Origin of the sequence: Nocardiopsis deserti (assembly GCF_008638355.1) — a bacterium.
GTDB classification, from domain to species: Bacteria; Actinomycetota; Actinomycetes; order Streptosporangiales; family Streptosporangiaceae; genus Nocardiopsis; species Nocardiopsis alborubida.
The window spans coordinates 153,660-179,209 of sequence record NZ_ML703348.1; the positions used below are offsets into that span (position 1 = coordinate 153,660).

Below are 25,550 nucleotides of genomic sequence, written 5' to 3' on the forward strand. Positions count from 1 at the left end.
TCGGTACGGCCCCGTGCGCGCCCCGCGGCGTGTACGGGGCCGTCGTCGTCCCGGCCCTCGGAGCGCGGCCGCGGGGACGCCGCGCTGAGGGTCCTTCGGGACTGCACAAGCGGGCGAACGACGACTAAGGTCGACATGTCATCGCATCGAACCCACGACCCATCCTGAGCGGACATGTCTGAACTGTCGAGCCCCCACGGCTCCTGGCCATCGCCCATCAGCGCCGGTGACGTCGCCCGAGGAGTGCGGCGGATGGCGTTCCCGTCCGTCGCGGGCGCGGAGGTCTGGTGGGAGGAGGGCCGCCCCGAGGAGGGCCGGACCACCCTCATGCGGCGCGACGCCGACGGAACGGTGACCGAGCTGCTGCCCGCGCCCTGGAGCGCGGGGACCCGGGTGCACGAGTACGGCGGGCGCGCCTACCTGCCGGTCCCGCGCCGCGACGACAAGGCCCTCACCCGCATGGGCGTGGTGTTCTCCCAGTCCTCCGACCAGCGTCTCTACCTGCTGGAACGCGGCTCCTCGGAGCCGGTGCCGCTCACCCCCGACGACGGCGCCTCGCGCTACGCCGACCCGGCGCTGAGCGCGGACAAGCGCGCCGTGCTGTGCGTGCGCGAGAGGCACGAGGAGGGGGCTGTCCACCGCTCGATCGTGTCGGTGCCGCTGTCGGGCCGGGGCGCGCAGGACCCCTCCGCGGTGCGCGAACTGGTCTCGGGCGCGGACTTCTACGCCTCCCCCACCCCGTCACCGGACGGCGCCCATCTGGCCTACGTGCGGTGGAACCACCCCAGGATGCCCTGGGACGGCAGCGAACTGCGGGTGGGCGCCCTGGGTGAGACCGGGCTGACCGGCGAGTACACCCTCAAGGGCGGTGTGGACGAGTCGGTGGTCTCCCCGACCTGGGCCGGCGACGCGACGCTGTACGTGGCCTCGGACTGGCCGGGCTGGTGGAACCTGTACCAGGCGGGGATAACCGGGCAGGCACTGGCGCTGTACCCGGCCGAGGAGGAGTTCCACGCCTCCCCGGGCCGCCTGGGCAACCGGTCGTTCTGCGTGCTGGACTCGGGCCGGGTCGTGGCGCTGCACGGGCACGCCGACATGACCCCGAGTGTCTACGACCCCGACACCCTCGACCTGACGCCGGTGGCGACCGGCCTGACCACGTGGTCGATGCTGGACACCGACGGGCTCACCGTGGTGGCGGTGGCCTCCTCGCCGACCGAGCCGCCGTGCCTGGTGCGGCTGGACCCGGTCTCCGGGGTCGTGGAGGTGCTGCGCCGGGCCGCCGAGGAGCTGCCGGACGCCGCCTACCTGCCCGTCCCCCGGCAGGAGACGCTGCCGGGCCGGTACGGGGCGCCGGTGCACGCGAACGTGTACCCGCCGACCCACCCGGACGCGCCCGCGGACGGCCCCGCGCCGTACGTGGTGTGGGCGCACGGCGGCCCGGTGTCGGTCAGCACGCGGGAGTTCGACCTGGCCAAGGCCTACTTCACCAGCCGGGGGATCGGCGTGGTGGACGTCAACTACGGCGGCTCCACGGGGTACGGGCGCCCGTACCGCAAGCGCCTGCACAAGGAGTGGGGCGTGGTGGACGTGGAGGACTGCGTGTCCGCGGCCCGGGCCCTGGTGGAACAGGGGGTGGCCGACCCCCGGCGGTTGGCGATCCGCGGTCCGAGCGCGGGCGGGTACACGGCGCTGATGGCGCTGACCGGGGACACGTTCGCGTGCGGGGTGTCCCTCTTCGGGGTCACCGACCTGCTGGGGTTCAGCGAGACCACGCACGACTTCGAGTCGCGGTTCCTGGACTCCCTGGTGGGGACGCTGCCGGGGTTCGCGGAGCGGTACCGGGAACGCTCTCCGGTCAACCGCGCCGGGGAGATCGACGTGCCGGTGCTGCTGGTGCAGGGCCTGGAGGACAGGGTCGTGACCCCGGACCAGGCCACGGCGATGGCGACGGCGCTGGGGCGGCGCGGGGCGCCGCACGCACTGGTGGAGTTCGAGGGCGAGGGGCACGGGTTCACCGGGCAGGAGGCGCGGATCCGTTCCCTGGAGTCGGAGCTGGCCTTCTACGCGCGGGTGTTCGGTTTCGAGGCCGACGTGGCACCGCTGGAGCTGGTGACCGCTCCGCCGGAGACGGTGGCCGCCGAGGACGGCGCGGAACCGGCCGCGGAGGACTCCCGGGAGCCAGGTGCGCAGGGCCCCGGGGGGTCCGGGGGCACCGTGGACACCGCCGCCGCGCTCACACGGGACGCCGGGCAGGACGGACAGGACGGGCGGCCCCCTCAGCCCGCGGAGGCCACCGCTGGCCCGACCGACGTCGGCGACTGACCCTCTCGGGAATCTCTGGGAGCGGGGCGCAACGGGACACGGGAGCCGCGGCGGGGCCACCGGGCGGTGACGGTTCAGAAGCCGGAGTCAGGACCCAGCCCACGGTGACGGTACCCGAGGCGGAGTCGGCGGTGCCGACTCAGAAGTCGGGGTCGGGGGCGTGGAGTTCGGCCTCCACGCCCTCGCGTTCGAGCTCCTCGCGGACCACCCGGTAGGACAGGCCCGAGGAGTAGCCCTTGCGGGCGAGGAAGCCCAGGGCGCGTCGGGTCCGCGTCTCCTTGTCCTTGCCCCGGGTCGCGGCCAGGCGGCGGCGGGCGAGGTCGCGGGCGGCCTCCTCCTCGTCCTGGTCGCTGAGTTCGCCGACGGCCTCCCGGACGGTGTCCTCCTCCACGCCGCGGGTGCGCAGCTCCTGGGCCAGGGCACGGCGGGAGAGCCGTCTGCCGTGGTGGCGGGAGGACACCCAGGCCTGGGAGAAGGCGGCGTCATCGATCAGTCCGGCCTCGCCGAACGTGTCCAGGACCGAGGTGACGACCTCCTCCTCGTACTCCCGGCGGTACAGCGCCCGCTCCAGCTGGGCGCGGGTGCGCGGGGAGTGGGTGAGCATCCGCAGGACCAGGGCGCGGGCCTCGGCCCCGGGATCCTTCCCGGGCGGGGCCGCCCCGCCCGGGAAGGGGCCGTCGTCCTCGGGGTGGTGCCGGTCCGGGGACCGGCTCCCCTCACGCATCAGCCGCGGGCGCCTTGGGGGTCCTGGCCGCGGCGCGCTTGGTCGGAGCCTTGGCGGCGGCCGTGTCCGGGGCCTCCTCCGTGCCCGCCTTGGCGGGTTCGGCGGTGTCGGTGGCCGGGCCGGAGGCGCTGTCGTCGCCCTTGACGGGCACACCCAGCTTCTCCTTGATCTTCTTCTCGACCTCGTTGGCCATGTCGGCGTTCTCGCGCAGGAAGTTGCGCGCGTTCTCCTTGCCCTGGCCCAGCTGGGTGCCCTCGTAGGTGTACCAGGCGCCCGACTTGCGGACGATGCCGTGCTCCACGCCCAGGTCGATGAGGCTGCCCTCGCGCGAGACGCCCACCCCGTAGAGGATGTCGAACTCGGCCTGCTTGAAGGGCGGCGCGACCTTGTTCTTGACGACCTTGACGCGGGTGCGGTTGCCGACCGCGTCGGTGCCGTCCTTGAGCGTCTCGATGCGGCGCACGTCCAGGCGCACCGAGGCGTAGAACTTGAGCGCCTTGCCGCCGGTCGTCGTCTCGGGCGAGCCGAACATGACGCCGACCTTCTCGCGCAGCTGGTTGATGAAGATCGCGGTGGTGTTGGTCTGGTGCAGCGCACCGGCGATCTTGCGCAGCGCCTGGGACATCAGGCGGGCCTGGAGCCCCACGTGGCTGTCGCCCATCTCGCCCTCGATCTCGGCGCGGGGCACCAGGGCCGCCACGGAGTCGATGACGATGATGGAGACCGCGCCGGAGCGGATCAGCATGTCGACGATCTCCAGCGCCTGCTCACCGGTGTCCGGCTGCGAGAGCAGCAGGTCGTCGGTGTTGACGCCGATCTTCTTGGCGTACTCGGGGTCGAGCGCGTGCTCGGCGTCGACGAAGGCCGCGATGCCTCCCATCCGCTGGGCGCTGGCCACCGCGTGCAGGGCGACGGTGGTCTTACCGCTGGACTCGGGGCCGTAGATCTCCACGACGCGGCCCCGGGGCAGACCGCCGATGCCGAGCGCCACGTCGAGGGCGATCGCCCCGGTGGGGATCGACTCCACCGGCGGGCGGTCGTCGTCGCCCAGGCGCATGATGGAGCCCTTGCCGAACTGCCGCTCGATCTGGGCGAGCGCTGTTTCGAGAGCCTTGTCTCGGTCTCCAGATGCCACGGGATACCCCTGTTGTTGGGTGGATGCCTTTTTCTTCATGGTGAGCACGACGCTACGCGGTCGGTACGACAATCGCGACGTCCCACGTCCGCCTGTGGACAACCCACACTACCCGAACCTGTGTTCGATGCGGCGTACGAAACGAAGGTGATCTCGCGGGACGCCTGTTCCCGGATCAGCGTCTGGAGGCGGGCAGGTCGAAGGCCTCGCACACGGCGCGCCACACCGCCTTGGGCGCCGTCCCGTCGGCGAGCGCCTGCTCCACCGTGCGGGATCCGAGCCCCTCCAGGACGTGGTCGCGGGCCACGCTCTGTGAGTAGACCTCGCCGAACTGCTCGTACATGTTGTTCCAGAAAACCGTGAGTCTCATCGGGCCCAGTATCGGTGATCACCGTGTCCGCCGCGTCCGCTCCCCTTTGTCCCCGCCCGCGGGCACACTGGCGGCATGAGCCGTGCGCCACACCCTCTCGAACGCTTCGGACCGGCCACCCGGGCCTGGTTCGGCCAGGCCTTCCCCGCGGGTCCCACCCCCGCACAGACCGGGGCCTGGGAGTCGGTCCAGCACGGGAGGAACACGCTGGTGGTGGCCCCGACCGGCTCGGGCAAGACCCTGTCGGCCTTCCTGTGGTCGCTGGACCGGCTGTCCTCGGCCCCCGTCCCCGAGGACCGCGCCCGCCGCTGCCGGGTGCTGTACGTGTCCCCGCTCAAGGCCCTCGCGGTGGACGTGGAGCGCAACCTGCGCGTCCCCCTGGCCGGGATCGCGGCCGCCGCCGAGGCCGGAGGCCACGCGCTGTCCCCGGTCACCGTGGGGGTGCGCACCGGCGACACACCCGCCGCCGAACGGCGCAGGCTCGCCACCCGACCGCCGGACGTGCTCATCACCACGCCCGAGTCGCTGTTCCTGGTGCTCACCTCGCGCGCCCGGGAGGGGCTGGCGGGGGTGGACACGGTCATCGTCGACGAGGTGCACGCGCTCGCGGGGAGCAAGCGCGGCGCGCACCTGGCGCTGAGCCTGGAGCGGCTGGACGCCCTGCTGGACCGCCCGGCGCAGCGGATCGGGCTGTCGGCGACCGTGCGCCCGCCCGAACTGGTGGCGCGGTTCCTCGGCGGCGCCGACGTCGTCGCCCCGCCGGGCGCCCCCGGCATGGACCTGCGCGTGGTGGTGCCCGTCCCCGACATGGAGGAGCCCGGCGAACCGGCGCCGCCCCGCCCCGCCGACGGCGCGGAGGGTGGCGGAGGCGCCGGTGGCGGCGGATCCCTGTGGCCGCACGTGGAGCGGCGCGTCCTGGACCTGGTGGAGTCCCACCGCTCCACCATCGTGTTCACCAACGGACGCCGCACCGCGGAGAAGCTGTGCGCCCGCATCAACGACCTGCACACCGAGCGGCACGGCGGGAGCCTGCCGCCGGAGGAGGTTCCCGCCCAGGTCATCGCCCAGTCCGGGCACAGCCGCGGCGGCCCCCCGGTGGTCGCCCGCGCCCACCACGGCTCGATGTCCAAGACCGAGCGGGCCCTGATCGAGGACGAACTGAAGGAGGGGCGGCTGCGCTGCGTGGTGGCCACCTCCAGCCTGGAGCTGGGCGTGGACATGGGCGCGGTCGACCTGGTGGTGCAGGTGTCCTCGCCGCCGTCGGTGGCCAGCGGCCTGCAACGGGTCGGCCGGGCGGGGCATCAGGTCGGCGAGACCTCGCGCGGGGTGTTCCTCCCCCGGTTCCGGGGAGACCTGCTGGCGACGGCCGTGGTGGTCGGGCAGATGCGCGCGGGCGGCATCGAACGCCTGGAGATGCCGCGCAACCCCCTGGACGTGCTGTCCCAGCAGGTCGTGGCGATGGCCGCCATGGACGACTGGCCGGTGCCCGAACTGGCCGCCCTGGTCCGGCGGGCCGCGCCCTTCGCCGACCTGGCCGACACGGTGCTGGAGTCGGTCCTGGACATGCTGTCGGGCCGCTACCCCTCGGACGAGTTCGCCGAACTGCGTCCCCGCCTGGTGTGGGACCGGGAGGCGGACGTGCTGCGGGCGCGCCCGGGCGCGCAGCGGCTGGCGGTGGTCAGCGGCGGCACCATCCCCGACCGGGGCGTGTACGGGGTGCACCTGGCCGGACGGGACGGGGCCGCCGCGCCGGGGCGGGCGCCCACCCGGGTCGGCGAACTGGACGAGGAGATGGTCTACGAGTCGCGGGTGGGCGACGTGTTCGTGCTGGGGTCCACCTCGTGGCGGATCGAGGCGATCACCGCCGACCGGGTGCTGGTCTCCCCCGCGCCGGGGCGGCCGGGGCGGATGCCGTTCTGGAAGGCCGACGCGCAGGGAAGGCCCGCGGAGCTGGGCCGGGCGGTGGGCGCGCTGACCCGGGAGCTGGCCGGGGCGGAACACGCGGAGGCGCTGGCCCTGGCCGAGGGGAGGGGATTGGACCCGTGGGCCGCGCGCAACCTGGTGGAGTACGTCTCCGAGCAGCGGGAGGCCACCGGACACGTGCCCGACGACCGGACCGTGGTCGTCGAGCGCTTCCGCGACCAGGTCGGCGACTGGCGCGCGGTCGTGCACTCCCCGCTGGGCGCGCGGGTGCACGCGCCGTGGGCGCTGGCCCTGGCCCGGCGGCTGCGGGACCGGTTCGGCGCGGACGCGCAGGTCGTCCACGGCGACGACGGGATCGTGCTGCGGCTGCCGGACGCCGGGGGCTGGGACCGGCCGGGCGAGCTGGCCGACCTGGTGGCGCTGGACCCCGAGGAGGTGGAGGAGTCGGTCACCGGGGAGCTGCCCGGTTCGGCGCTGTTCGCCGCGCGGTTCCGCGAGTGCGCGGCGCGGGCCCTGCTGCTGCCACGCCAGCGGCCGGGCCGGCGGATGCCGCTGTGGCAGCAGCGGCTGCGGGCCTCCAACCTGCTGTCGGTGGCGGGCAGGTACGGGTCGTTCCCGATCGTGCTGGAGGCGGTGCGCGAGTGCCTGCGGGACGTGTTCGACGTGCCCGCCCTGGTGGAGGCGCTGGAGGGCGTCCGGTCCCGCCGGACACGGGTGGTGGAGGTGCGCACCGAGGCCGCGTCGCCGTTCGCGCGCTCGCTGATGATGGAGTACACGGCGGCGTTCCTGTACGAGGGGGACGCCCCCGCGGCCGAGCTGCGCGCGCAGGCGCTGACCCTGGACGCCTCGCTCCTGGCCGACCTGCTGGGCGAGGCGGACCTGCGGGAGCTGCTCGACCCGCGCGTGGTGGAGGAGGTCGGCGCGCTGTTGCAGCGGACCGCTCCCGGCTCGGGCGCCCGGGACGCCGAGGGCGCGGCCGACCTGCTGCGCGAGGTGGGTCCGCTGACCGCGGAGGAGGCCGGGGCGCGGGGAGCCCGGCGGGAGTGGCTGGAGGAGCTGGAGTCCGCGGGGCGGGCGGTGCGGATGACCGTGGCGGGCACCGGGCGCTGGTGCGCGGTGGAGGACGCGGCGCGGCTGCGCGACGCGCTGGGCGCGCGGCCGCCCGCCACCGTGCCCGGGTCACTCCTGGAAGCGGTGGAGGCGCCCACCCGCGACCTGGTCTCGCGCTACGCGCGCACGCACGGGCCGTTCTCCTCCGAGGAGGCAGCAGCGCGCCTGGGGCTCGGCGCGGACGTGGTGGAGGGCGTGCTGCGGGAGCTGTCCCGGCAGGGGCGGGTCCACCAGGGCGGGTTCCGGCCCGGCGGGACGGGTACCGAGTGGTGCGACGCCGACGTGCTGCGGCGGCTGCGGCGCGGGTCGGTCGCACGGCTGCGGAGCGAGGTGGAGCCGGTCGCGCAGACCGCCCTGGCCGCGTTCGCGCCGCTGTGGCAGCGCGCCGTCGCGGGTGAGCGGTGGCGCGGACCGGACGCGGTGTTCGAGGCCGTGGAGTCGCTGCGCGGCGCGACGGTGGCGGCGTCGGCGCTGGAGTCGCTGGTGCTGCCCTCCCGGGTGGAGGACTACGCGCCCAACCGGCTGGACGAGCTGACGCAGGCGGGCGAGGTCGTGTGGGCCGGGGCGGGCGGGCTGCCCGGACAGGACGGGTGGGTGTGCCTGGCCCCGGCCGACGAGGCGGCCCTGCTGCTGCCCGAACCGGTGCCGCCGCAGGAGGGCTCCACGGCCCACGCGGCGCTGGAGGTGCTGCGCGGGGTCGGGGCGCTGTTCTTCCGCGACATCGCCGACCGTGTGGCGGGCGCCTCGGCCGTGACGGACACGGAGCTGGTCGCGGCGCTGTGGGAGCTGGTGTGGTCGGGCTGCGTCACCAACGACACCCTGGCCCCGCTGCGCGCGGTCCTGGGCTCGGGGACCGCTCCGCGCCGCGCGCCCTCGCGTGCGGGGCGGCGGGCGCGTCCGGTGCTGCCCACCCGGTCGGGACCGCCCACGGCCGCGGGGCGGTGGTGGGCTCTGCCCGAACGGGAGGGCGACCCCACCAGGCGGGTCCTGGCCCGGCTGGAGGCGCGGCTGGAGCGCCGGGGCGTGCTGGTGCGCGGGTACCAGGGCGGGCGGATCTCCCCGGAGGAGTACCGGGTGCTGCGGACGATGGAGGAGTCGGGCCGGGTGCGCCGCGGCTACTTCGTGGACGGGCTGGGCGGCGCCCAGTTCGCGCTGCCGGGAGCGGTGGACCGGCTGCGTGCGGTCTCCGGCGGCGCGGCGGAACCGGTGGTGCTGGCGGCGACCGACCCGGCGAACCCGTTCGGCACGGACCTGGCCTGGCCCGGGGACGCCCAAGCCAGGCCCGGCCGGTCGGCGGGCGCCCTGGTGGTGATCGACGAGGGGCGGCTGACCCTGTACGTGGGCCGGGGCGGCCGCTCGGTGCTGACCTTCGGTTCGCCGCCCGCCCTGCTGGAGCGGGCGGCCCGCGCCCTGGCCGGGGCGGTGCGGGACGGACGCGCGGGGGCGCTGACGGTGGAGCGCGCCGACGGAACGGAGGTGTTCGCGACGCCGGTGGACGCCGCACTGGTGGCGGCGGGGTTCCACGTGACCCCGAAGGGACTGCGCCTGCGCCCGTAGGGCGCACCGCCGCTGTGCGCTCCACGGGCGGACGGTCGCGCTTTGCGGAGGACCCGGCTCCTGCGGCGGAGCGTTGCGGAGCGCTCTGTCCCGACCCCCTACGGCGCACCGTCAGCCCGCGCTCCACGGGTGGGCCCGTGCGCCTTCTCCGGTCACCGCGGACGCGAAAACGACTGGCCGCGGCGGCTGTAACCGGCAAGGATGGCGTCCGCGTCGGGAGAATATGAGGGGGACTGGTGGGACCACAGGGAATCCGACCGATGCGGCCGGAGGACGAACCACGCGTGGTGGAGGTGTCGCTGGCGGCGGACTCCGTGTTCGCCGGGGCCGGAGTGGTCCTGCCCCCAGACGACCCCCGGGAGGTGCTCGCGCACGCGGAGCGGGTCCTGGTGGCCGACGACCCGGTGACGGGCGCCCCCGTGGTCGGCCTGGCCGCGACCGTGACCGTGGACGGGCGCCCGCACCTGGAGCAGCTGGCCGTGCACCCCGGTCACGGCAGGCGCGGGATCGGCGGTGCCCTGCTGGAGGCGGTGTGCGCCGAGGCGGCTGCCGCCGGTCACACCCGCCTCACACTCACCACCTTCCGCGACCTGCCGTGGAATGGACCCTGGTACGCCGCCCGCGGGTTCGCCGTGCTCCCCCGGGCGGAGTGGGGCCCGGGGCTGGAGGAGGTCTGGCGGGCCGAGGAGCGGGCGGGGATCCGGGTGCTCCCTCGCGTGGTGATGGTCCGGGGACTGGCCCGGCCGTCCTGAGCCCTCCCCGCCGCCTCCAGTTCTTCGCCCGCCTACCATCAGGTGCGCCCCGTCCCCCATGCCGGAGGTCCCCGTGCACGAGCCCGGACCCGCCCCGCACCACAGGAGACCGACGGAACCGAACCGCGCTCCGCCCGAGGCATCGCCGCCACGGCCCGGCTCCCCGCTCCCACCGTCCGGTTCGCGGACACGGGGCCCGTTGCTGCTCGGGCTCAGCCTGGCGTGTGTGCCGGTGGTCGCGGCCGCCGTACTGGTGGCGGTCCAGTGGCCGTCCCCGCCCGTTCCCGGGGACGCCGCCGTGGCCCCGGCGCTTGGCGAGGCCGCGAAACCGGAGCGGGCCGCGGACTCGGTGCCCGCCACACCCTCCGCACCGCCGGTCGAGTACTCCACCTTCGACGATGACGGCGTTGTCATGCGCTGTCCCCGGGAGTGGCGCACCGTGTACGTCGCCTTGGACGCGGAGGCCGAGGACCACGGGGTCCTGTCCGAATACGAGTTCCACTCTCCCAACGGCGACCACCGGATCAGCTTCACCGTCTTCTCGTTGGAGGGCGTCGAGCCAGGTACGGCCCGCGAGTACCACCAGGCCGCGGAGACCGCGTTCGTGGGCGAGGCGAACGTCTCGGACTGGCGGCAGCTCAGCCTGGAGGACGATCCGTCCGCGCCTTCGGGATGGGACACCTCCCGCATGGAGGCGACCTACCGCGACAGCGGCTGGAACCAACCCGACCGGTGGATGCTGTGGAGGTACGCCGTCGCCGCGGAGGAGAACAGGGGGTACTACCTCCGGTTCGACGTCCCCGAGTCGGAGCGGGAGGGGTACGCGCCGATCGCGGAGGAGGTCTTCGGCTCCTTCGAACTGGTGCCCTGAGGGGTTCCCCGCGCCCCGGCCGGGTGAGGGGTGCCGGGACGCGGGCGAAGGCCTGGAAGGGGCCGCCGGGGGGTGGGCCGCCGCTGGCCGCCCGCCGCCGTGGGAGGGCTCCCACGGGGCCGGAGCCCGGCGGACTCACACCGTCGAGGAGAAGACGTCCTCCCGTGCCCGCTCCAGGGCGTGCAGCAGCGCGCCCCGCACCACCGGGCTGCCCTCCACCCTTCCCAGCGCGACCTCGGTCGCGTTCGGGGCGATGCGCGCGGTGGCTGCCTGGACCCGCTCGGCCAGCTTCACACCGCCCGCCAGGGCCACGTCCCCGCCGAGCACCACCAGGCCGGGGTCCAGGATCACCGTGACGGCGGCCACCCCGCGGGCCAGGCGCTCGGCGAAGTCGTCCAGGAAGGCGTCCGCCTGCGGGGTCCCCGCGGCGGAGGCCGCCCCGACCACCTCGGTGACGTCGGTGCCCTCGATGCCGTACCCGGCGGCGAGCTCGACCACCTGCCCCGCCTTGACCAGCGCCTGGAACCCGTGGGGCAGCTCGCGGCTGGCTCCGTCGCGCAGGGACTCGTAGCCGCCGGACAGCCCCACGTCGGTGGGCATGGGCGCCCCGGGCACGGGCAGGTAACCGATCTCGCCCGCGCCGCCCGAGCGGCCCCGGTGGATGCGGCCGTCGATCATGGTGGACATGCCCACGCCGCCGTTGGCGCTGAGCCAGATGAGGACGAACTCGGCCACCCCGGCGGCGGCGCCCTCGGAGTGCTCTGCCAGGGCGGCCAGGTTGACGTCGTTCTCGATCATGACCGAGCGCTTGAGGTCGGCGCGCAGGGCCTCCAGGATGCCCTCGTGCCAGGACATCAGGTCGAAGGAGAAGCGGATGTCGCCGGTGCGGGGGTCGACGACGCCGGGGGTGCCGATGACGCAGGCGCGGACCCTGTCCAGCGCGACCCCGGCGGTGTCGGCCAGGCGCATCACCGCGGTGTGGACGAGCGCGACGGGGTCGTCGGATGCGCTGGGGTCGACCGCGACGTCGCTGACGATCCGGCCCGTGATGTCGGCGATCGTCGCGGTCACCCGGCGCGCGCTGACATCCAGGGCCGCGACGTAGGCGCTCTCGGGCACCACCGCGTACAGCGCGGCGTTGGGCCCCCGCCCGCCCGCCTGGCTGCCCACGACACGCACCAGGTCCCGCTCCTCCAGTCGCGCGAGCAACTGGGAGGCGGTCACCTTGGAAAGGCCGGTACGCGTTCCCAGCTGCGTCCTGGTCAAAGGCCCGGCGGACAGGAGCAGTTCCAGTGCCGCGCGGTCGTTGAGCTGGCGTAGCAGCCGGGGAGTCCCCGGACGTTGAGACATAACCGTGACACCTCACCCTGTTTTTATTAGGAAAGTTTCCTGTTAATTTAGCTCACAACCTCACAGGAGGTCACGTCCTCGTAAGGCCCGCTTCGGGCCCTTCCGATACCCGCTGGGCCCTCCCGGTACCCGCTCCGGCGGGGCGGCCAACGTGCTATCCCAGCACAACCCCCACAAGACGTCGAGCCGCCGGGTGATCTCACGATCATCCCAGGTCGGTTCGAGCACAGGCGTCGCACCCCGACGCGCGTGCGAAGGGAGAAGAGATACAGATGAGGTTCCCGAAGATCGCCGCGGCCACGGCCGTGGTCCTGCTCGCCTCCGCCTGCGGCGGCTCCGAATCCGGTGACGGGGGCGGCGAGGCCGACAGCCTGACCGTCTGGGTCATGGGCACCTCCCAGGAGCCCCTCGTCGAGTACTTCGAGGACGCCGAGGCTCGCTTCCAGGAGGGCAACCCGGACGTCTCCGTCGAGGTCGAGTTCATCCCCTGGCCCGACGCGCAGGAGGCCATCACCAACGCCCTCGCCGGCGGCGACGCCCCCGACGTGCTGGAGGTCGGCAACGACCAGGTCCCGAACTGGGCCGCGCAGGGTGCCCTGATGGACATCACCGAGCAGGTCAGCGGCTGGGACGCCGCCGCGGGCATCGACGAGAACGCCCTGGAGTCCGGTGTCTACGAGGGCGTGCAGTACGGCGTTCCGTGGTTCTCGGGCGTGCGCACCCTGTACTACCGCGCGGACTGGCTGGAGGAGGTCGGCCACGAGCCGCCGACGACCTGGGACGAGCTCGTCGAGGTGGCCGGGGCCATCGAGGAGGAGTACGACGTCCCCGGATTCGCCGCGCCGACCGACTTCACCAACGGCATCGCCAGCTTCATCTGGAGCAACGGCGGCTCGATCGCGGAGCAGAACGGCGAGGAGTGGGAGGGCAAGCTCACCGACCCCGCCACCGTCGAGGCCATCGAGTTCTACGCCAGCCTGACCACCGACGGCATCTCGCCGCAGGACTACGTCGGCCAGAACGAGCTCATCGCGCTGGCCGACATGGCCAACAGCGAGCTGGGCATGTACATCGACGGCGGCTGGGCGGTCGGCTCCATGGAGGAGCAGGCCGCGGACCCGGCCGTCATGGAGCACATCGTCGCCGCGCCCATCCCCGGCGCCGAGGGCATGGCCCCGGCCCTCGCGGGTGGTTCCGCCCTGACGGTGTTCACCACCACCGAGCACCCGGACCTGGCCTTCGAGCTGCTCACCGTCCTCGGTGACGAGGAGGGCGGCAAGGGCTACGCCGACGTCGCGGGCTTCTTCCCGGCCTACCCGCACCTGCTGGAGAGCGAGGAGTACCAGCAGGACCCCGCCACCGCCGCGGCCGCCGAGCAGATGCAGAACATCAGGTTCTTCCCGACCACCCCGCGCTGGACCGCGGCCGACCAGGACAACAAGATCCTGCCGGGCGCCGTCCTGGAGATCGTGCAGGGAGGCGACGCCGAGGAGGTCCTGGCGGCGGCCAACGAGGAGCTGACCTCGATCCTCAACGAGCCGGTCGAGTAGTCCGTGCTTTCTGGGGCCTCCGCTTCGCTTCGGCCCGTGTTCGGGCGCCCTTCGACGCGGGAACCTTCGGTGCCTGCGGCTGGTTCACTCGTTCCTCGTGAACCAGCCTCCGCCACCTCCAGAACCCCGTGGGCGCCCGAACGACCCCTCACGCTGATGCCTGTTCACAAGACAGGCCCTAGTCCGCACCGCCTCACTGAGTAGAGCTGTGCGCGGGCGGGGCCCCAGGCCCCGCCCGCCGCGGTCGGCCCACGCCTCGATTGAGAAGACCATGGCACAAACCGTCGAACCAGCGCCCGCGCGCGAGCGCGAGGAGGCCGTGAAGGCCCCCGCCTCCGAGCCCGCTCCGCGCCGCCGCATGCTTCCCACCCCGTACCTGCTCATCGCCCCGGCCCTGATCCTCCTGGCGGTCGTGCTGCTGTGGCCGATCGTGCAGATGGTGTGGTACTCGCTCACCAGCTTCACCACCCGCAACCTCCTGCCGAACCAGCCCGGGCCGACCTGGAACGGCTTCGCGCACTACCAGGCGCTGCTGACCGACCCCGAGTTCTGGGGGATCCTGCGCAACACGGTCGTGGTCTGCGTGCTGATGGTCGGCATCACGATGGTGCTGGGCACCCTCGTGGGGCTGCTGCTGAACAAGCTCCCCAAGTGGTTCTCGGCGTTCGTGGCTTTGGGCATGATGCTCGCCTGGGCCACCCCCGCCCTGAGCGCCTCCCTGGTCTTCCGCTGGCTGTTCCTGCCGGAGCGGGGCCTGGTCAACGTCATGCTGGACCGGATGCCGGACTGGCTGGTGGGCAGCGGATGGCTGGAGTACAACTGGTTCCTCGAACCTCTCCCGCTGTTCACGATCCTCATCACCGTGATCGTCTGGCAGTCCTTCCCCTTCGTGGCCGTCTCCGTGCTCGCCGGGCTCAAGAGCATCCCGTACGAGCTGTACGAGGCCGCGAGGATGGACGGCGCGGGCGGTTGGAAGGCCTTCTGGAACGTCACGTTCCCGATGCTGCGCCCGCTGTTCGCCCTGCTGCTGGTCCTCCAGATCATCTGGGACCTGCGCGTGTTCACCCAGCTGTACATCCTGGCGAACAGCTTCCAGAACAAGGACGTCTACCTGCTCTCGTACTACATCTACCAGCAGGGCTTCAGCGCCAGCCCGGCGAACTACGGCATGGGCTCGGCGATCGCGGTGGTCATGACCGTGATGATCCTCGCCGTCACCGCGTACTACCTGCGCATCATGATCCGCCAGGGGGAGACCCGATGACCGCGATCGACCAGACCTCCGCCAGCGCCGTCCGCGAGCGCGCCACCGGGGGCGCCGGGACCGGCGGCCCGAGCCGCCCGCCGCGCGTCCACCGCCGCGGCCCGCTGCGCCGCCTGCGCCGTCTTCCGCTGTACCTGGCCGGCCTCGCGGTGTTCCTGTTCTCGGTGTTCCCCGTGTACTGGATGATCATCACGGCCTTCAAGCCGGTGGGCGAGATCTTCACCCGCGAGCAGACGGTCTTCCCCGTGGCGCCGACCCTGGAGCACTTCGACCGGGTGCTCAACGGCCAGCTGATCCCCGGGGTGAACTTCTGGCAGTTCCTGGGCAACAGCCTGTTCCTCACCGTGGCCTCCGTGGCCATGGGCGCGTTCCTGTCGCTGCTGGCCGCCGTGGCCGTGGCCCGGTTCCGCTTCCGGCTGCGCACCGCCTTCATCATCCTGCTGCTGGTGATCCAGATGGTGCCGATGGAGGCGATGATCATCTCCATCTTCATCAACTTCCGCCAGCTGTCCGACATCAGCGGCGTGGAGCTGCTCGGCAACCTGTCCGGCCTGCTCATCGTGTACACGGCCGTGTCCCTGCCGATCACCATCATGATGCTGCGGGGCTTCGTGGCCGCGGTGCCCAAGGAGCTGGAGGAGGCCGCGGCCATCGACGGCGCCAACGCCTGGACCGTCTTCTGGCGCATCCTGATGCCCCTGGTCGCACCGGGCCTGGTCGCGGCGAGCATCTTCGCCTTCATCACCGCGTGGAACGAGTTCATCGTCGCGCTGACGTTCCTGGGCCGCAGCACCGACAACTACACGCTGCCGCTGACCCTGTCCTACTACTTCGGCCGGTTCGGCACCGAGTGGGGACCGATCATGGCCGCCTCCACCCTGCTGACCATCCCCGTGATGATCTTCTTCCTGTTCGTCCAGCGGCGCATGGTCTCCGGCCTGACCATGGGCGCGGTCAAGGGCTGACCACGCCCCTCCCGCCGGGGCGGGTCCCGCGACGGACACCGCGGGTCCCGCCCCGGGCGCGCCCTCCGCCTTCGCCCCCTCCCCCCGCTTCTCCGCCCTTCGTCTGCCCGACCACGGGCACCCCTTCGCTCACCGAACGGAGTTCGTCATGCCGTACGACCCGACCCTGGCGCGTCTGGCCAACGCCACGCTGCTGGTGCCCTTCGAGTCCTACCAAGCCCCGCGCTGGGTCCTGGAGGGTCTGGCGGACGGGATCTCCGGCGTCTGTCTGTTCCACAACAACCTGGACGGCCCCGAGCAGGTGGCCGCGCTCAACGCGACCCTGGCCGGGGTCACCGACACCCCGCTGATCTCCCTGGACGAGGAGGGCGGCGACGTCACCCGCATCGGCCAGGCGCAGGGCAGCGACTACCCCGGCAACGCGGCTCTGGGCGCGGTGGACGACCCCGGCCTGACCCGCGCCACCCTGCGCTCCCTGGGCGGGCGCCTGGCCGAGCTGGGCTTCAACCTGGACCTGGCGCCCTCGGTGGACGTCAACGTCGCCGACGACAACCCGGTGATCGGCACCCGCTCCTTCGGCTCCGACCCCGAACTGGTGGCCCGCCACGCGGCCGCCGCCGTGCTCGGCCTCCAGGAGGCGGGCGTGGCCGCGTGCGCCAAGCACTTCCCCGGCCACGGCGCCACCTCCCAGGACTCCCACCACGTGCTGCCGCGCGTGGAGGCCGACGCCGACCTGCTGCGCCGCCGCGAGCTCCTGCCGTTCCGCGCGGCCGTGGAGGCGGGCGTCCGGTCGATCCTGACCGCGCACATCGAGATGCCCGGTCTGGGCGGCGACGGCCCCGCCACGCTCACCCCGCGCATCCTCAACGACCTGCTCCGCGGCGAGCTGGGCTTCACCGGCACCGTGGTCAGCGACGCCATGGACATGCAGGGCGTCAGCGGCCGGATCGGCATCCCCGAGGCCTGCGTGCGCGCGGTGGCCGCCGGGGTGGACCTGCTGTGCCTGGGCCGGTTCGTCTACGCCGACCAGGTCGAGCTGATCCGCGCCGCGCTGGTGGACGCGGTCCGGGAGGGACGCCTGTCCGGGGAGCGCCTGGAGGAGGCCGCCGGGCGCAACGCCGAGCTGCGCACCTGGATCCGCACGGCCCAGACCCGGCGCTCGGACGTGCCCGCGGCCGACGGGGTGGGCCTGGTCGGCGCCCGCCGCGCGGTGCGCGTGGACGGCGACCTGCCGCCGCTGGCGGACCCCTACGTGGTGGAGGTGGACGCTCCCTCCGGCATGGCGGTGGGAGAGGTCCCCTGGGGCCTGTCCCCCTGGTTCCCGGGCACCGAGCGGGTCTCCCCCGACGTCGCGCACGCTGACCGGCTGGCCGCCAGCGCCCGGGACCGCGACCTGGTCGTGGTGGTGCGGGACGCGCACCGCTACCCCTCCGCCCAGGCACTCGTCAACCGCCTGCTCAGCGCGCACCCCGACGCCGTGGTGGTGGAGATGGGCCTGCCCATCTGGCGGCCCGACTGCGGCGCGCACGTGAGCACCTACGGCGCCGCGCACGTGAACGGACTGAGCGCGGCCGAGCTGCTGGGGGCGCCGGTGGGCGTCCCCTCCCCCGGCGTGAACTGAGCGCCCTGGCTCGACTCCCCGACCCGGCCGGTCCGCGACCGTCCGGGTCGGCGCGTTCCGGTGACGGGCGTCACCGCGGCGGACATACTGGGACGGGACACCCCCGGGAGCGGGAACGTCACCGATGTCCCCGCAACCCGGTAGGAGAAGTACCCTTAGCCTGCAGCATCCCGGTCGTCGGCGTTCCCGTCGACGCCCGGTGCCCCATTCGCCCACTTACACACGGCATAATCACAGCATGCGCCTTTCAGCCCGGGTCGACTACGCGCTACGCGCGGCGGCGGAGCTCGCCGTCGCCGACGAGGGGCCGGTGACGGCCGAACAGCTCGCACGCGCGCAGGCCATCCCCGGAAAATTCCTCGAGAACATCCTCACCCAGCTACGCCGGGCCGGTCTGGTACGCAGCCAGCGCGGTCCCGTCGGCGGCTACTGGCTGGCCCGTCCGGCGGGGGAGATCTCCCTGGCCGACATCATCCGCGCGGTCGACGGACCGCTCGCCAACGTGCGCGGGGAACGCCCCGAACACGTCGACTACGACGGCGCGGCCCGCAGCCTCCAGCAGGTGTGGATCGCCCTGCGCGCCAGCGAGCGCGCGATCCTGGAGGGCGTCAACCTCCAGCACCTGGTGACCAACGAGCTGCCCGAGAAGGTGCGGTCGTTGGCCGAGGACCCCGAGGCCTGGGTGAACCACACCCACCGCTGACCGCCGCCGCGCGCGAAGGTCCCGTGAACACCGAAGGAGCCGACCGGATGGTCGGCTCCTTCGTCGTGGTCACGGTGACGATGGACGGACAGTTCCGAGGAGGGGTCAGACCCCCACCATGTCGGCGACTTGGGGAACGCGATCCGGTACCGGGTCGATGCCGAGGTCCTGGGCGGAGACGGGGTCGGTCGTGACCGCGTCACCCAGCAGCGCGGCCTCCTGGAGCTCGGCGAGGGCGAGCTGGTCGGAGACCTCTCTCAGTACCTGTGAGAGCGGGACGCCGAGCGCCCCGCAGATCGAGGAGAGCAGTTCGGAAGAGGCTTCCTTCTGCCCCCGCTCGACCTCCGACAGGTAACCGAGGGATACACGTGCATCGGCCGACACCTCACGGAGGGTGCGGCCCTGGCGCTGCCGGAGCCGCCTGAGCACGTCACCAAGTAGGTGACGAAGCAGGACCATCATTCGCGCTCCCTCCCACCGGTAGCGACCTTCATATACACCACCGTACCTGCCCCACGCCCGATTCGGGCACCTCTTGCCGTCCTGTTCGCTGGAGGGGGAACCCCGCCCGGGGGTGGTTTTGTTCCCAAGGGTGGGGAAAGGAAGAACAGCCCGGAAAGTCTAACTCCGGGTGTTTTCCTCCGTGCTCCCGCGCACAGCCGAGTCCAGGAGCAGCAGCGCCCCCTCGACCGTGCGGTATCGGATACCCGCACGGTCCCCGGTGAAACGGAAACGGCGGCCCCGGGTGGCACCGTCGGGCGTGGCGACGGCCGCGAAGACCGTGCCGACGGGCTGGCCGTCCTGGGGATCGGGTCCGGCCACGCCGGTCACCGCGACGCCGTAGTCCGATCCCAGCAGACGGCGGACGCCGAGCGCCATGTGCTCGGCCACCTCGGGGTGGACGGCGCCGTGCTCGGCCAGGAGGTCCCCTGGCACACCCAGGACGCTGTCCTTGGCGTCGGTGGCGTAGGCCACGACGCCGCCCCGGTAGGTGCCCGAGGCGCCGGGGATCGCGGTGAGGTGGGCGCCGACGAGGCCGCCGGTCAGCGACTCGGCGGTGGCGCAGGTGGCTCCGGCGGCGAGCAGGGCCCGGTGGGCGGCCCCGGCCGCGGCGAGCGCTCCGGCACGCGGGTCGGGGCCGGGCCCCGGAGGGCCCTGCTCCCCCGTCACTCGGCGCGGCCCTTGCGGGCGCGCACCGCGCGGACGGCGTCGAACACGTAGGTCAGACCGGTCCACAGGGTGACCACCAGCGCGGCGGCCATCACGATGTGCGCGAACCAGACGAAGACCTCGCTGAAGGGCAGTACCTGGAGCGGGAAGAGGTAGACGCTGATCGCGACGATCTGGAGGACCGTCTTGAGCTTGCCGCCCTGGCTGGCGGGCATGACCACGTAGCGCAGGACCGCGAAGCGCAGCGCCGTGATGCCCCACTCGCGGACCAGGATGGCGATGGTCACCCACCACCACAGGTCGCCCTGGAGGGAGAGCACCACCAGCGCGGAGCCGGTGAGCGCCTTGTCGGCGATGGGGTCGACGATCTTGCCGAAGTCGGTGACCAGGTTGCGCCGGCGGGCGATCTCGCCGTCGACGCGGTCGGTGATGGCGGCCAGCACGAAGACGGAGAAGGCGGCGAACCGCCACCATGAGCCGTCCAGGAACATGAACCACACGAAGAGCGGAACCATGACCAGGCGGCTCATCGTGAGGATGTTCGCGATGTTCCACAGCGGGACGCGGGGGGCGGGGGTGGCCGCGGGGTCGGGGGTGCTCATCTGTCCGCGGCTTCCCCGTGGGTCTCGTCCTGCTCCGCGATGAGGTCGGCGCCGGCCGACTGGATGACGGTGGCGCGCACCAGGTCGCCGACGGCGAGGCCCTCACCGTAGAGGATCGTGCTGCCGTCCACCTCGGGGGCCTGGTGCTCGGCGCGACCCTCGTAGGCCCCGTCCTCCAGCACCGTCTCCACCAGGACGGTGACCTCCGAACCGATCCGCTCCTCGGCGCGCTGGGTCATCAGCTCCTCGGAGAGGCGGTTGAGCCGGTCCACGCGCTCGGCGACGACCTCGTCGGGCAGCTTGCCCCCGTGGTCGAAGGCCTCGGTGCCCTCCTCGTCGGAGTAGCCGAACACGCCGATGGCGTCCAGCCGTGCCTCGGAGAGGAAGGAGACCAGGTCCTCGAACTCGGCCTCGGTCTCGCCGGGGAAGCCCACGATGAAGTTGGAGCGCGAGCCCGCCTCGGGAGCGCGCTCGCGGACCGTGTCCAGCAGTTCCAGGAAGCGCTCGCGGTCGCCGAAGCGGCGCATGCGGCGCAGCAGGGTGCCGCTGGCGTGCTGGAAGGACAGGTCGAAGTAGGGCACCACGCCGGGGGTTCCGGTGAGCACGTCCACCAGGCCGGGGCGGACCTCGGCGGGCTGGAGGTAGCTGACCCGGACCCGCTCCAGGCCCTCGACGGCGGCCAGGCGGGGCAGGAGCTTCTCCAGGGCGCGCACGTCGCCCAGGTCCTTGCCGTAGGACGTGGAGTTCTCGCTGACCAGGAACACCTCGCGCACGCCCTCGGAGGCCAGCCACTCGGCCTCGCGCACGATGTCGTCGGGGCGGCGGGAGAGGTAGGCGCCCCGGAAGGTCGGGATGGCGCAGAAGGTGCAGCGCCGGTCGCAGCCGGAGGCGATCTTGAGGTTGGCCACCGGTCCGCCGACCAGGCGGCGGCGCGGGACGGAGGCCCGGTAGGGCAGCTCGGTGCCCTCGGCCCCGGCGGCGTCGGCGAAGCTGGCGTGGCCGGGGACGTGGGCCTGGGAGGCGTCGCGCTCGGCCGGGCTGATGGGCAGCAGCGTGCGCCGGTCGCGGGGGTCGTGCGGGACCAGGGTCCTCCCGGCCACGACGTCGTCGAGCCGGTCGGTGATGGCGGCGTAGTCGTCGAAGCCGATGACCTGCGCCTCGGGCAGGGCCTGGGCCAGCTCGGAGCCGTAGCGTTCGGCCATGCACCCGGCGGCGACGACTCTGCCGCCGTTCTCCGCCGCTTCCAGGAGGGTCTCGATGGAGTCCTGTTTGGCCGCGTCGATGAACCCGCAGGTGTTGACGATGGTGACGTCGGCCTCGGTGTCGCCCTCGACGAGGTCCCAGCCGCCCGCGGACAGACGCCCGGCCAGCTCTTCGGAGTCGACCTCGTTACGCGCACACCCCAGGGTGACGAGTGAGACAGTACGGCGCGATGACATGGCTTCCAAGCGTGTGGGAGAGCTTCGGGTGGCGCGGGGGGCCGTCCCGGACCGGGCCGCTCGGCCGTGCTCGGTACACGGCGTCGCCTGGCGCCGCCCGCAGCCCCCCACATTACCTTGGTCGGCTCACCCGCCCGTACCCCGGCCCGGAACGAACCGGGCCGGGGCGCGGCCCGGTCACCGCCGCACGCCGTCCGGGCCGATCACGATCTCCTTGACCTCGCCGGGAAGCCCGAGGGGGCCGGAGTTCTCGCCGTCGACGGTCACGCTGACCGCTCCGGCGTCGCCGACCCACAGGTTGAGCATGTCCTCGGTCACGTAGTCCTTGACGTCGCCCTCCAGCAGGTAGCCGACGTAGAGGTCCTCGCCCTCGGCGCCGGTGACCTCGACCCAGCTGCGCCCGGAGGCCTTGAGTTCGACGGTGAACTCGACGGGCTCCTGCGCCGCCGCGGCCTCCTCCGCCCCCACCGCGGAGTCGACGGTCCTCTCGGTGGTGGAGGAGTCGAAGGCCGAGCGCAGCGGGTTGCCCGCGTCCCAGTCCTGCCAGGTGCGGATCCCGACGAAGAGCGCCAGGAGGAAGATGGCCCCGACCACGGCCCAGGGCCAGTGGCGGCGGACCGCGTCGACGGGCCGGCGGCGGTCGGCGACGACCACGGGGCGGGCGACGGGGGCTCCCCCGCCGTGCCTGCCGGCCTGGTGCCTGCCGCCCTGGTGCCTGTTGCCCCGGCGCCTGCCCTCGGCGGGGCCGCCCCGCGGGGGGCCGGCCTGGGGGGCCCGGGCTGCGGGCGCCCGAACACGGGGGCGGCGCCCCTCGGCGCTCTGGCGGGGGCCGGGGATCCACCCGGCCCGCCGCGGCCTGCGGGGCTCCTGGTGTTCCCGGTGCTCCTCGTCGGGCTGGCGGGTCAGGAACTGCCTGCGCTCGAAGTGGCCCCAGCGCTGGGCGCCGACACCGGAGTCGTCCTCGCCGAAGCGGTGGGCCATCACCGCCTCCCCGTCCTCCCCGGGGCGGAGCTCGGCGCGCGCGGCGGCGGCCGCCCGCGCCGCCTCGGGCACGGACGCCGGGTGGCGCTGCGGCGGGACGAAGGCGGGTATGGCGCGGGACGCGTGCTCGCGGTCGTACTCGGCCAGGAGCGGCGCCGGGTCCAGGCCGAGCGTGCGGCAGACGCGGCGGATGTGGCCGCGTGCGTAGAAGTCCCCACCGCAGGAGAGGAAGTCCTCCTGTTCGATGGCCGTGAGGACGGGTTCCCGGATACGTGTACGGATGCTGAGGTCCGCGACCGTGTACCCCGCCGCGACCCGGGCGGCGGACAGGGTCTGACCGATCGTCGCCATGCGCACTCCCCCCGCGACTGTGTGTAGCTGCAAGAGACCACTCTGCCGCCCGGGGCGCTTTCGCGCAGGTCACCACGCCCCATGAAGCCTCCAAGATCCCACCAAATCGGGCATGCCAGTTTTTAAGGGATGCCAGTGGAGTTTCGGGAAAGGCCGTAACACCGGGCAGGAAGCCCGGCTTCCCGGGTGCGGGTCGGCGCCCGGACGCCGCCGCCCGGACGCCGCCGCCCGGACGCGGCGGCGCGGATCAGGAACCCCGGATGTCGGCCAGCACGGCGGGCAGCTCGTCGGGCTGGACGAGCACGTCGCGGGCCTTGGAGCCCTCGCTGGGGCCGACCACGTCGCGGCTCTCCATGAGGTCCATCAGGCGGCCCGCCTTGGCGAAGCCCACGCGCAGCTTGCGCTGGAGCATGGACGTGGACCCGAACTGGGTGGTGACCACCAGCTCGACGGCCTGGAGGAGCAGGTCGAGGTCGTCGCCGATGTCCTCGTCGATCTCCTTCTTCTTGGTGTCGGGGGCCGCCACGTCCTCGCGGTAGCTGGGCTCGGACTGCTTCTTGCAGTGGTCGACGATCGCCCGGATCTCCTTCTCCGACACCCAGGCGTTCTGGAGGCGGATGGGCTTGCCCGCGCCCATCGGGAGGAAGAGCGCGTCGCCCTTGCCGACCAGCTTCTCGGCGCCTGGCTGGTCGAGGATGACGCGGCTGTCGGAGAGGCTGGAGGTGGCGAAGGCCAGGCGGGAGGGCACGTTGGCCTTGATCAGGCCGGTGACGACGTCGACGCTGGGCCGCTGGGTGGCCAGCACCAGGTGGATACCGGCGGCGCGGGCCAGCTGGGTGATGCGCACGACGGCGTCCTCCACGTCGCGGGGGGCGACCATCATCAGGTCGGCCAGCTCGTCCACGATGACCAGCAGGTAGGGGTAGGGCTCGTACTGGCGCTCGCTGCCGGGCGGGGCGGTCAGCTCCCCCGTGCGCACGGCGGCGTTGAAGTCGTCCACGTGCCGGTACCCGGAGGCGGCCAGGTCGTCGTAGCGCCGGTCCATCTCCCCCACCACCCACTGGAGGGCCTCGGCGGCCCGCTTGGGGTTGGTGATGATGGGGGTGATCAGGTGCGGGATGCCCTCGTACATGGTCAGCTCGACCCGCTTGGGGTCGACCAGGATCATCCGCACCTCGTCGGGGGTGGCGCGCATCATCAGCGAGGTGATGAGCCCGTTGATGCAGGTGGACTTGCCCGCGCCGGTGGCGCCGGCGACCAGGACGTGCGGCATCTTGGCCAGGTTCGCGACCACGTTGGAGCCCTCGACGTCCTTGCCCAGGCCCACGAGCATGGGGTGGTCGTCGGAGGTCGCGGCGGGCGAGCGCAGCACGTCGCCCAGGCTCACCAGGTCCTTGTCGGTGTTGGGGATCTCCACGCCGATCGCGGACTTGCCGGGGATGGGCGACTGGATGCGCACGTCCGCGCTCTTGACCACCAGGGAGATGTTCTTGGCCAGGGCGGTGACCTTCTCGACCTTGACCGCGGGACCCAGTTCGATCTCGTAGCGGGTCACCGTCGGCCCGCGGGTGAAGCCGGTGACGTCGGCGTCGATGTTGAACTGGGTGAGCACCCCCGACAGGGCGTCGACGACCTCGTCGTTGGCCTTGGTGCGCGGCTTGACCGGGCTGCCGGGCTTGAGCATGGTCGGCGCGGGCAGCTCGTAGTCGCCCTCCACCACGCGGGAGGGGATGGTGAGCTGCTCGGTGGTGGCGGGGGCCGGAGTGGGGTCGGGGACCTCCCGCCTGGCGCGGGCGGCCTTCCTTCCCCTGGGCCCGGTCTCCTCCTCGGCCGCGGCCGTAACCGGTGCCGGGGCCCCGGCACCGGTCCGCGCGGCCTCCTCCTCGTCGGTGAGGGCGGGGGCGACGGGCTCGTCGGGCAGCACCGGGCTGTCGTAGGGGCGCTCGTGGTCGCCCGCGACCGTGCCCGTCCCCTTCTTGGGCCCGCTCTTTCGCGGCTTGGCGGGCTTCTTCTTCTCCGCGCCCAGCAGGCCGATGCCCGAGTCGGGGCCGGTGTCGCGCTCCATGAGCGCGCCGAACAGGGCCTGGAGGCGTTCGGGGATGCGCCGGATGGGGGTGGCGGTGACCACGAGGATCCCGAAGACCAGCACCAGGGCCAGCAGGACACCGGTCAGCCACGGGGTGACGACGGCGCTGAGCGGCCCCGAGGCGACGAAGCCGATGAGCCCGCCGGCCTCCTGGAGTGTGCCCAGCCCCTCGGAGGGCTGCGGGATGCCGTGGGCGATGTGGATGAGGCCGAGCAGGCCCAGCATGATCGAGCTGAAGCCGATGAGCAGCCGCCCGGCGTCGCCCTCCTTGCTGTCACCTGGGGTCCGCATGAGCCTGACCGCGATCGGCAGGAACAGCAGCGGCAGGATCGGCGAGAACGTGCCGAAGGCGCCGACCACGACCGCGCGGGTGTACTCCAGGAGCAGCCCGTCGCTGTTCCACCACACGGCGGCGGCGATGAGGACGCCCGCGGCCAGCAGGACCAACCCGGCCCCGTCGCGGCGCAGGTCGGGGTCGAGGCCGCGCGCGCCGCGGCCGACCGCGCGGGCGGAGCCGCCGACGGTGTGCGCGACGAGCTTCCACAGCACCAGCAGGAACTGGCCGAACATGGTGACGGCGAAGGCGATGGGTCCGTCGGGCATGCGCTTCTTCGCCGCGGGCTTGCGCGCGGCGGGCTTCTTGCGTCCGGAACCGCCGGAGGAGGCGCGCGTGGCCATGGGGTCACCTCCAGGGGACGGGG

Annotated in this window: 19 protein-coding genes; 9 read left to right on the forward strand and 10 right to left on the reverse strand. The window is 73.2% G+C overall.

Annotation, left to right across the window (positions count from 1 at the left end):
* The first annotated feature begins 174 nt into the window (after positions 1 to 174).
* On the forward strand, positions 175 to 2,325 hold the full coding sequence (locus FYW99_RS03535; protein ID WP_150250187.1) for a S9 family peptidase: 2,151 nt from the start codon (positions 175 to 177) through the stop codon (positions 2,323 to 2,325).
* Between the two features lie 139 nt (positions 2,326 to 2,464).
* Here FYW99_RS03535 and recX read toward each other — a convergent pair whose 3' ends face one another.
* The 3 genes from recX to FYW99_RS03550 all read right to left on the reverse strand — a co-directional run bounded on the left by recX (position 2,465) and on the right by FYW99_RS03550 (position 4,554).
* Complete coding sequence (recX, locus tag FYW99_RS03540) at positions 2,465 to 3,049, reverse strand: recombination regulator RecX (protein WP_150250189.1); 585 nt, start codon at positions 3,047 to 3,049, stop codon at positions 2,465 to 2,467.
* Positions 3,042 to 4,184, reverse strand: a complete 1,143-nt coding sequence (gene recA, locus FYW99_RS03545) for a recombinase RecA (RefSeq protein WP_150250191.1) — start codon at positions 4,182 to 4,184, stop codon at positions 3,042 to 3,044. The genes recX and recA overlap by 8 nt, the downstream gene beginning before the upstream one ends.
* 175 nt (positions 4,185 to 4,359) lie before the next feature.
* Positions 4,360 to 4,554 carry a DUF3046 domain-containing protein gene (locus FYW99_RS03550; RefSeq protein ID WP_150250193.1) on the reverse strand — a complete coding sequence of 65 codons (195 nt, stop codon included), beginning with the start codon at positions 4,552 to 4,554 and terminating at the stop codon, positions 4,360 to 4,362.
* 75 nt (positions 4,555 to 4,629) lie between these two features.
* Between FYW99_RS03550 and FYW99_RS03555 the strand changes: the two genes are divergently transcribed.
* The 3 genes from FYW99_RS03555 (at position 4,630) to FYW99_RS03565 (ending at position 10,767) form a co-directional block, all read left to right on the forward strand.
* A complete protein-coding gene (locus FYW99_RS03555) occupies positions 4,630 to 9,144 on the forward strand; it encodes an ATP-dependent helicase (RefSeq protein ID WP_150250195.1) in 4,515 nt (1,504 codons plus the stop codon).
* 260 nt (positions 9,145 to 9,404) lie between these two features.
* A complete protein-coding gene (locus FYW99_RS03560; RefSeq protein ID WP_150250197.1) occupies positions 9,405 to 9,896 on the forward strand; it encodes a GNAT family N-acetyltransferase in 492 nt (163 codons plus the stop codon).
* A 226-nt stretch (positions 9,897 to 10,122) separates the two neighbouring features.
* The gene (locus FYW99_RS03565) at positions 10,123 to 10,767 is read left to right on the forward strand and encodes a hypothetical protein (RefSeq protein WP_150250199.1); all 645 of its coding nucleotides are present in this window, start codon (positions 10,123 to 10,125) and stop codon (positions 10,765 to 10,767) included.
* A 135-nt stretch (positions 10,768 to 10,902) separates the two neighbouring features.
* On the opposite strand, the gene FYW99_RS03570 is transcribed toward FYW99_RS03565, so the two are convergent.
* Positions 10,903 to 12,117, reverse strand: coding sequence for an ROK family transcriptional regulator (locus tag FYW99_RS03570; RefSeq protein WP_150250201.1), 1,215 nt, complete (start codon positions 12,115 to 12,117; stop codon positions 10,903 to 10,905).
* Positions 12,118 to 12,389: 272 nt separating this feature from the next.
* Here FYW99_RS03570 and FYW99_RS03575 point away from each other — a divergent pair, with 272 nt between their 5' ends.
* The 5 genes from FYW99_RS03575 (at position 12,390) to FYW99_RS03595 (ending at position 18,220) form a co-directional block, all read left to right on the forward strand.
* Entirely contained in the window at positions 12,390 to 13,667 is a 1,278-nt protein-coding gene (locus FYW99_RS03575) for an extracellular solute-binding protein (RefSeq protein WP_150250203.1), read from the forward strand.
* A 271-nt stretch (positions 13,668 to 13,938) separates the two neighbouring features.
* A complete protein-coding gene (locus FYW99_RS03580) occupies positions 13,939 to 14,931 on the forward strand; it encodes a carbohydrate ABC transporter permease (RefSeq protein ID WP_150250205.1) in 993 nt (330 codons plus the stop codon).
* Entirely contained in the window at positions 14,928 to 15,896 is a 969-nt protein-coding gene (locus tag FYW99_RS03585; protein WP_150250207.1) for a carbohydrate ABC transporter permease, read from the forward strand. The genes FYW99_RS03580 and FYW99_RS03585 overlap by 4 nt, the downstream gene beginning before the upstream one ends.
* A 148-nt stretch (positions 15,897 to 16,044) precedes the next feature.
* Complete coding sequence (locus tag FYW99_RS03590; protein WP_150250209.1) at positions 16,045 to 17,517, forward strand: glycoside hydrolase family 3 protein; 1,473 nt, start codon at positions 16,045 to 16,047, stop codon at positions 17,515 to 17,517.
* Positions 17,518 to 17,755: 238 nt separating this feature from the next.
* A complete protein-coding gene (locus tag FYW99_RS03595) occupies positions 17,756 to 18,220 on the forward strand; it encodes an RrF2 family transcriptional regulator (RefSeq protein WP_150250210.1) in 465 nt (154 codons plus the stop codon).
* Between the two features lie 105 nt (positions 18,221 to 18,325).
* Here the strand turns inward: FYW99_RS03595 and FYW99_RS03600 are convergent, their stop codons facing one another.
* The 6 genes from FYW99_RS03600 to FYW99_RS03625 all read right to left on the reverse strand — a co-directional run bounded on the left by FYW99_RS03600 (position 18,326) and on the right by FYW99_RS03625 (position 25,527).
* Positions 18,326 to 18,682, reverse strand: a complete 357-nt coding sequence (locus tag FYW99_RS03600; RefSeq protein WP_013151706.1) for a helix-turn-helix domain-containing protein — start codon at positions 18,680 to 18,682, stop codon at positions 18,326 to 18,328.
* 159 nt (positions 18,683 to 18,841) lie between these two features.
* Positions 18,842 to 19,390 (reverse strand): CinA family protein, encoded by a 549-nt coding sequence (locus tag FYW99_RS03605; RefSeq protein WP_150250213.1) that lies wholly within the window; start codon positions 19,388 to 19,390, stop codon positions 18,842 to 18,844.
* Positions 19,387 to 19,992 carry a CDP-diacylglycerol--glycerol-3-phosphate 3-phosphatidyltransferase gene (gene pgsA, locus FYW99_RS03610; RefSeq protein ID WP_150250215.1) on the reverse strand — a complete coding sequence of 202 codons (606 nt, stop codon included), beginning with the start codon at positions 19,990 to 19,992 and terminating at the stop codon, positions 19,387 to 19,389. The genes FYW99_RS03605 and pgsA overlap by 4 nt, the downstream gene beginning before the upstream one ends.
* Positions 19,989 to 21,431, reverse strand: coding sequence for a 30S ribosomal protein S12 methylthiotransferase RimO (gene rimO, locus FYW99_RS03615; protein WP_150250216.1), 1,443 nt, complete (start codon positions 21,429 to 21,431; stop codon positions 19,989 to 19,991). Before rimO ends, pgsA begins: the two co-directional genes overlap by 4 nt.
* Before the next feature lie 177 nt (positions 21,432 to 21,608).
* Positions 21,609 to 22,763, reverse strand: a complete 1,155-nt coding sequence (locus FYW99_RS03620; protein ID WP_190394538.1) for a helix-turn-helix domain-containing protein — start codon at positions 22,761 to 22,763, stop codon at positions 21,609 to 21,611.
* A gap of 247 nt (positions 22,764 to 23,010) precedes the next feature.
* Positions 23,011 to 25,527 carry a DNA translocase FtsK gene (locus FYW99_RS03625; RefSeq protein ID WP_150250218.1) on the reverse strand — a complete coding sequence of 839 codons (2,517 nt, stop codon included), beginning with the start codon at positions 25,525 to 25,527 and terminating at the stop codon, positions 23,011 to 23,013.
* Positions 25,528 to 25,550: the final 23 nt, after the last annotated feature.

Coding starts and splice junctions, on each gene's coding strand:
- pgsA (WP_150250215.1), bottom strand. CDS start 19,992: ATGAGCACCCCCGACCCCGCGGCCACCCCCGCCCCCCGCGTCCCGCTG.
- FYW99_RS03595 (WP_150250210.1), top strand. CDS start 17,756: ATGCGCCTTTCAGCCCGGGTCGACTACGCGCTACGCGCGGCGGCGGAG.
- FYW99_RS03600 (WP_013151706.1), bottom strand. CDS start 18,682: ATGATGGTCCTGCTTCGTCACCTACTTGGTGACGTGCTCAGGCGGCTC.
- FYW99_RS03580 (WP_150250205.1), top strand. CDS start 13,939: ATGGCACAAACCGTCGAACCAGCGCCCGCGCGCGAGCGCGAGGAGGCC.
- FYW99_RS03535 (WP_150250187.1), top strand. CDS start 175: ATGTCTGAACTGTCGAGCCCCCACGGCTCCTGGCCATCGCCCATCAGC.
- FYW99_RS03570 (WP_150250201.1), bottom strand. CDS start 12,117: ATGTCTCAACGTCCGGGGACTCCCCGGCTGCTACGCCAGCTCAACGAC.
- FYW99_RS03625 (WP_150250218.1), bottom strand. CDS start 25,527: ATGGCCACGCGCGCCTCCTCCGGCGGTTCCGGACGCAAGAAGCCCGCC.
- FYW99_RS03590 (WP_150250209.1), top strand. CDS start 16,045: ATGCCGTACGACCCGACCCTGGCGCGTCTGGCCAACGCCACGCTGCTG.
- FYW99_RS03550 (WP_150250193.1), bottom strand. CDS start 4,554: ATGAGACTCACGGTTTTCTGGAACAACATGTACGAGCAGTTCGGCGAG.
- FYW99_RS03575 (WP_150250203.1), top strand. CDS start 12,390: ATGAGGTTCCCGAAGATCGCCGCGGCCACGGCCGTGGTCCTGCTCGCC.
- FYW99_RS03555 (WP_150250195.1), top strand. CDS start 4,630: ATGAGCCGTGCGCCACACCCTCTCGAACGCTTCGGACCGGCCACCCGG.
- recX (WP_150250189.1), bottom strand. CDS start 3,049: ATGCGTGAGGGGAGCCGGTCCCCGGACCGGCACCACCCCGAGGACGAC.
- FYW99_RS03620 (WP_190394538.1), bottom strand. CDS start 22,763: ATGGCGACGATCGGTCAGACCCTGTCCGCCGCCCGGGTCGCGGCGGGG.
- rimO (WP_150250216.1), bottom strand. CDS start 21,431: ATGTCATCGCGCCGTACTGTCTCACTCGTCACCCTGGGGTGTGCGCGT.
- FYW99_RS03585 (WP_150250207.1), top strand. CDS start 14,928: ATGACCGCGATCGACCAGACCTCCGCCAGCGCCGTCCGCGAGCGCGCC.
- FYW99_RS03560 (WP_150250197.1), top strand. CDS start 9,405: ATGCGGCCGGAGGACGAACCACGCGTGGTGGAGGTGTCGCTGGCGGCG.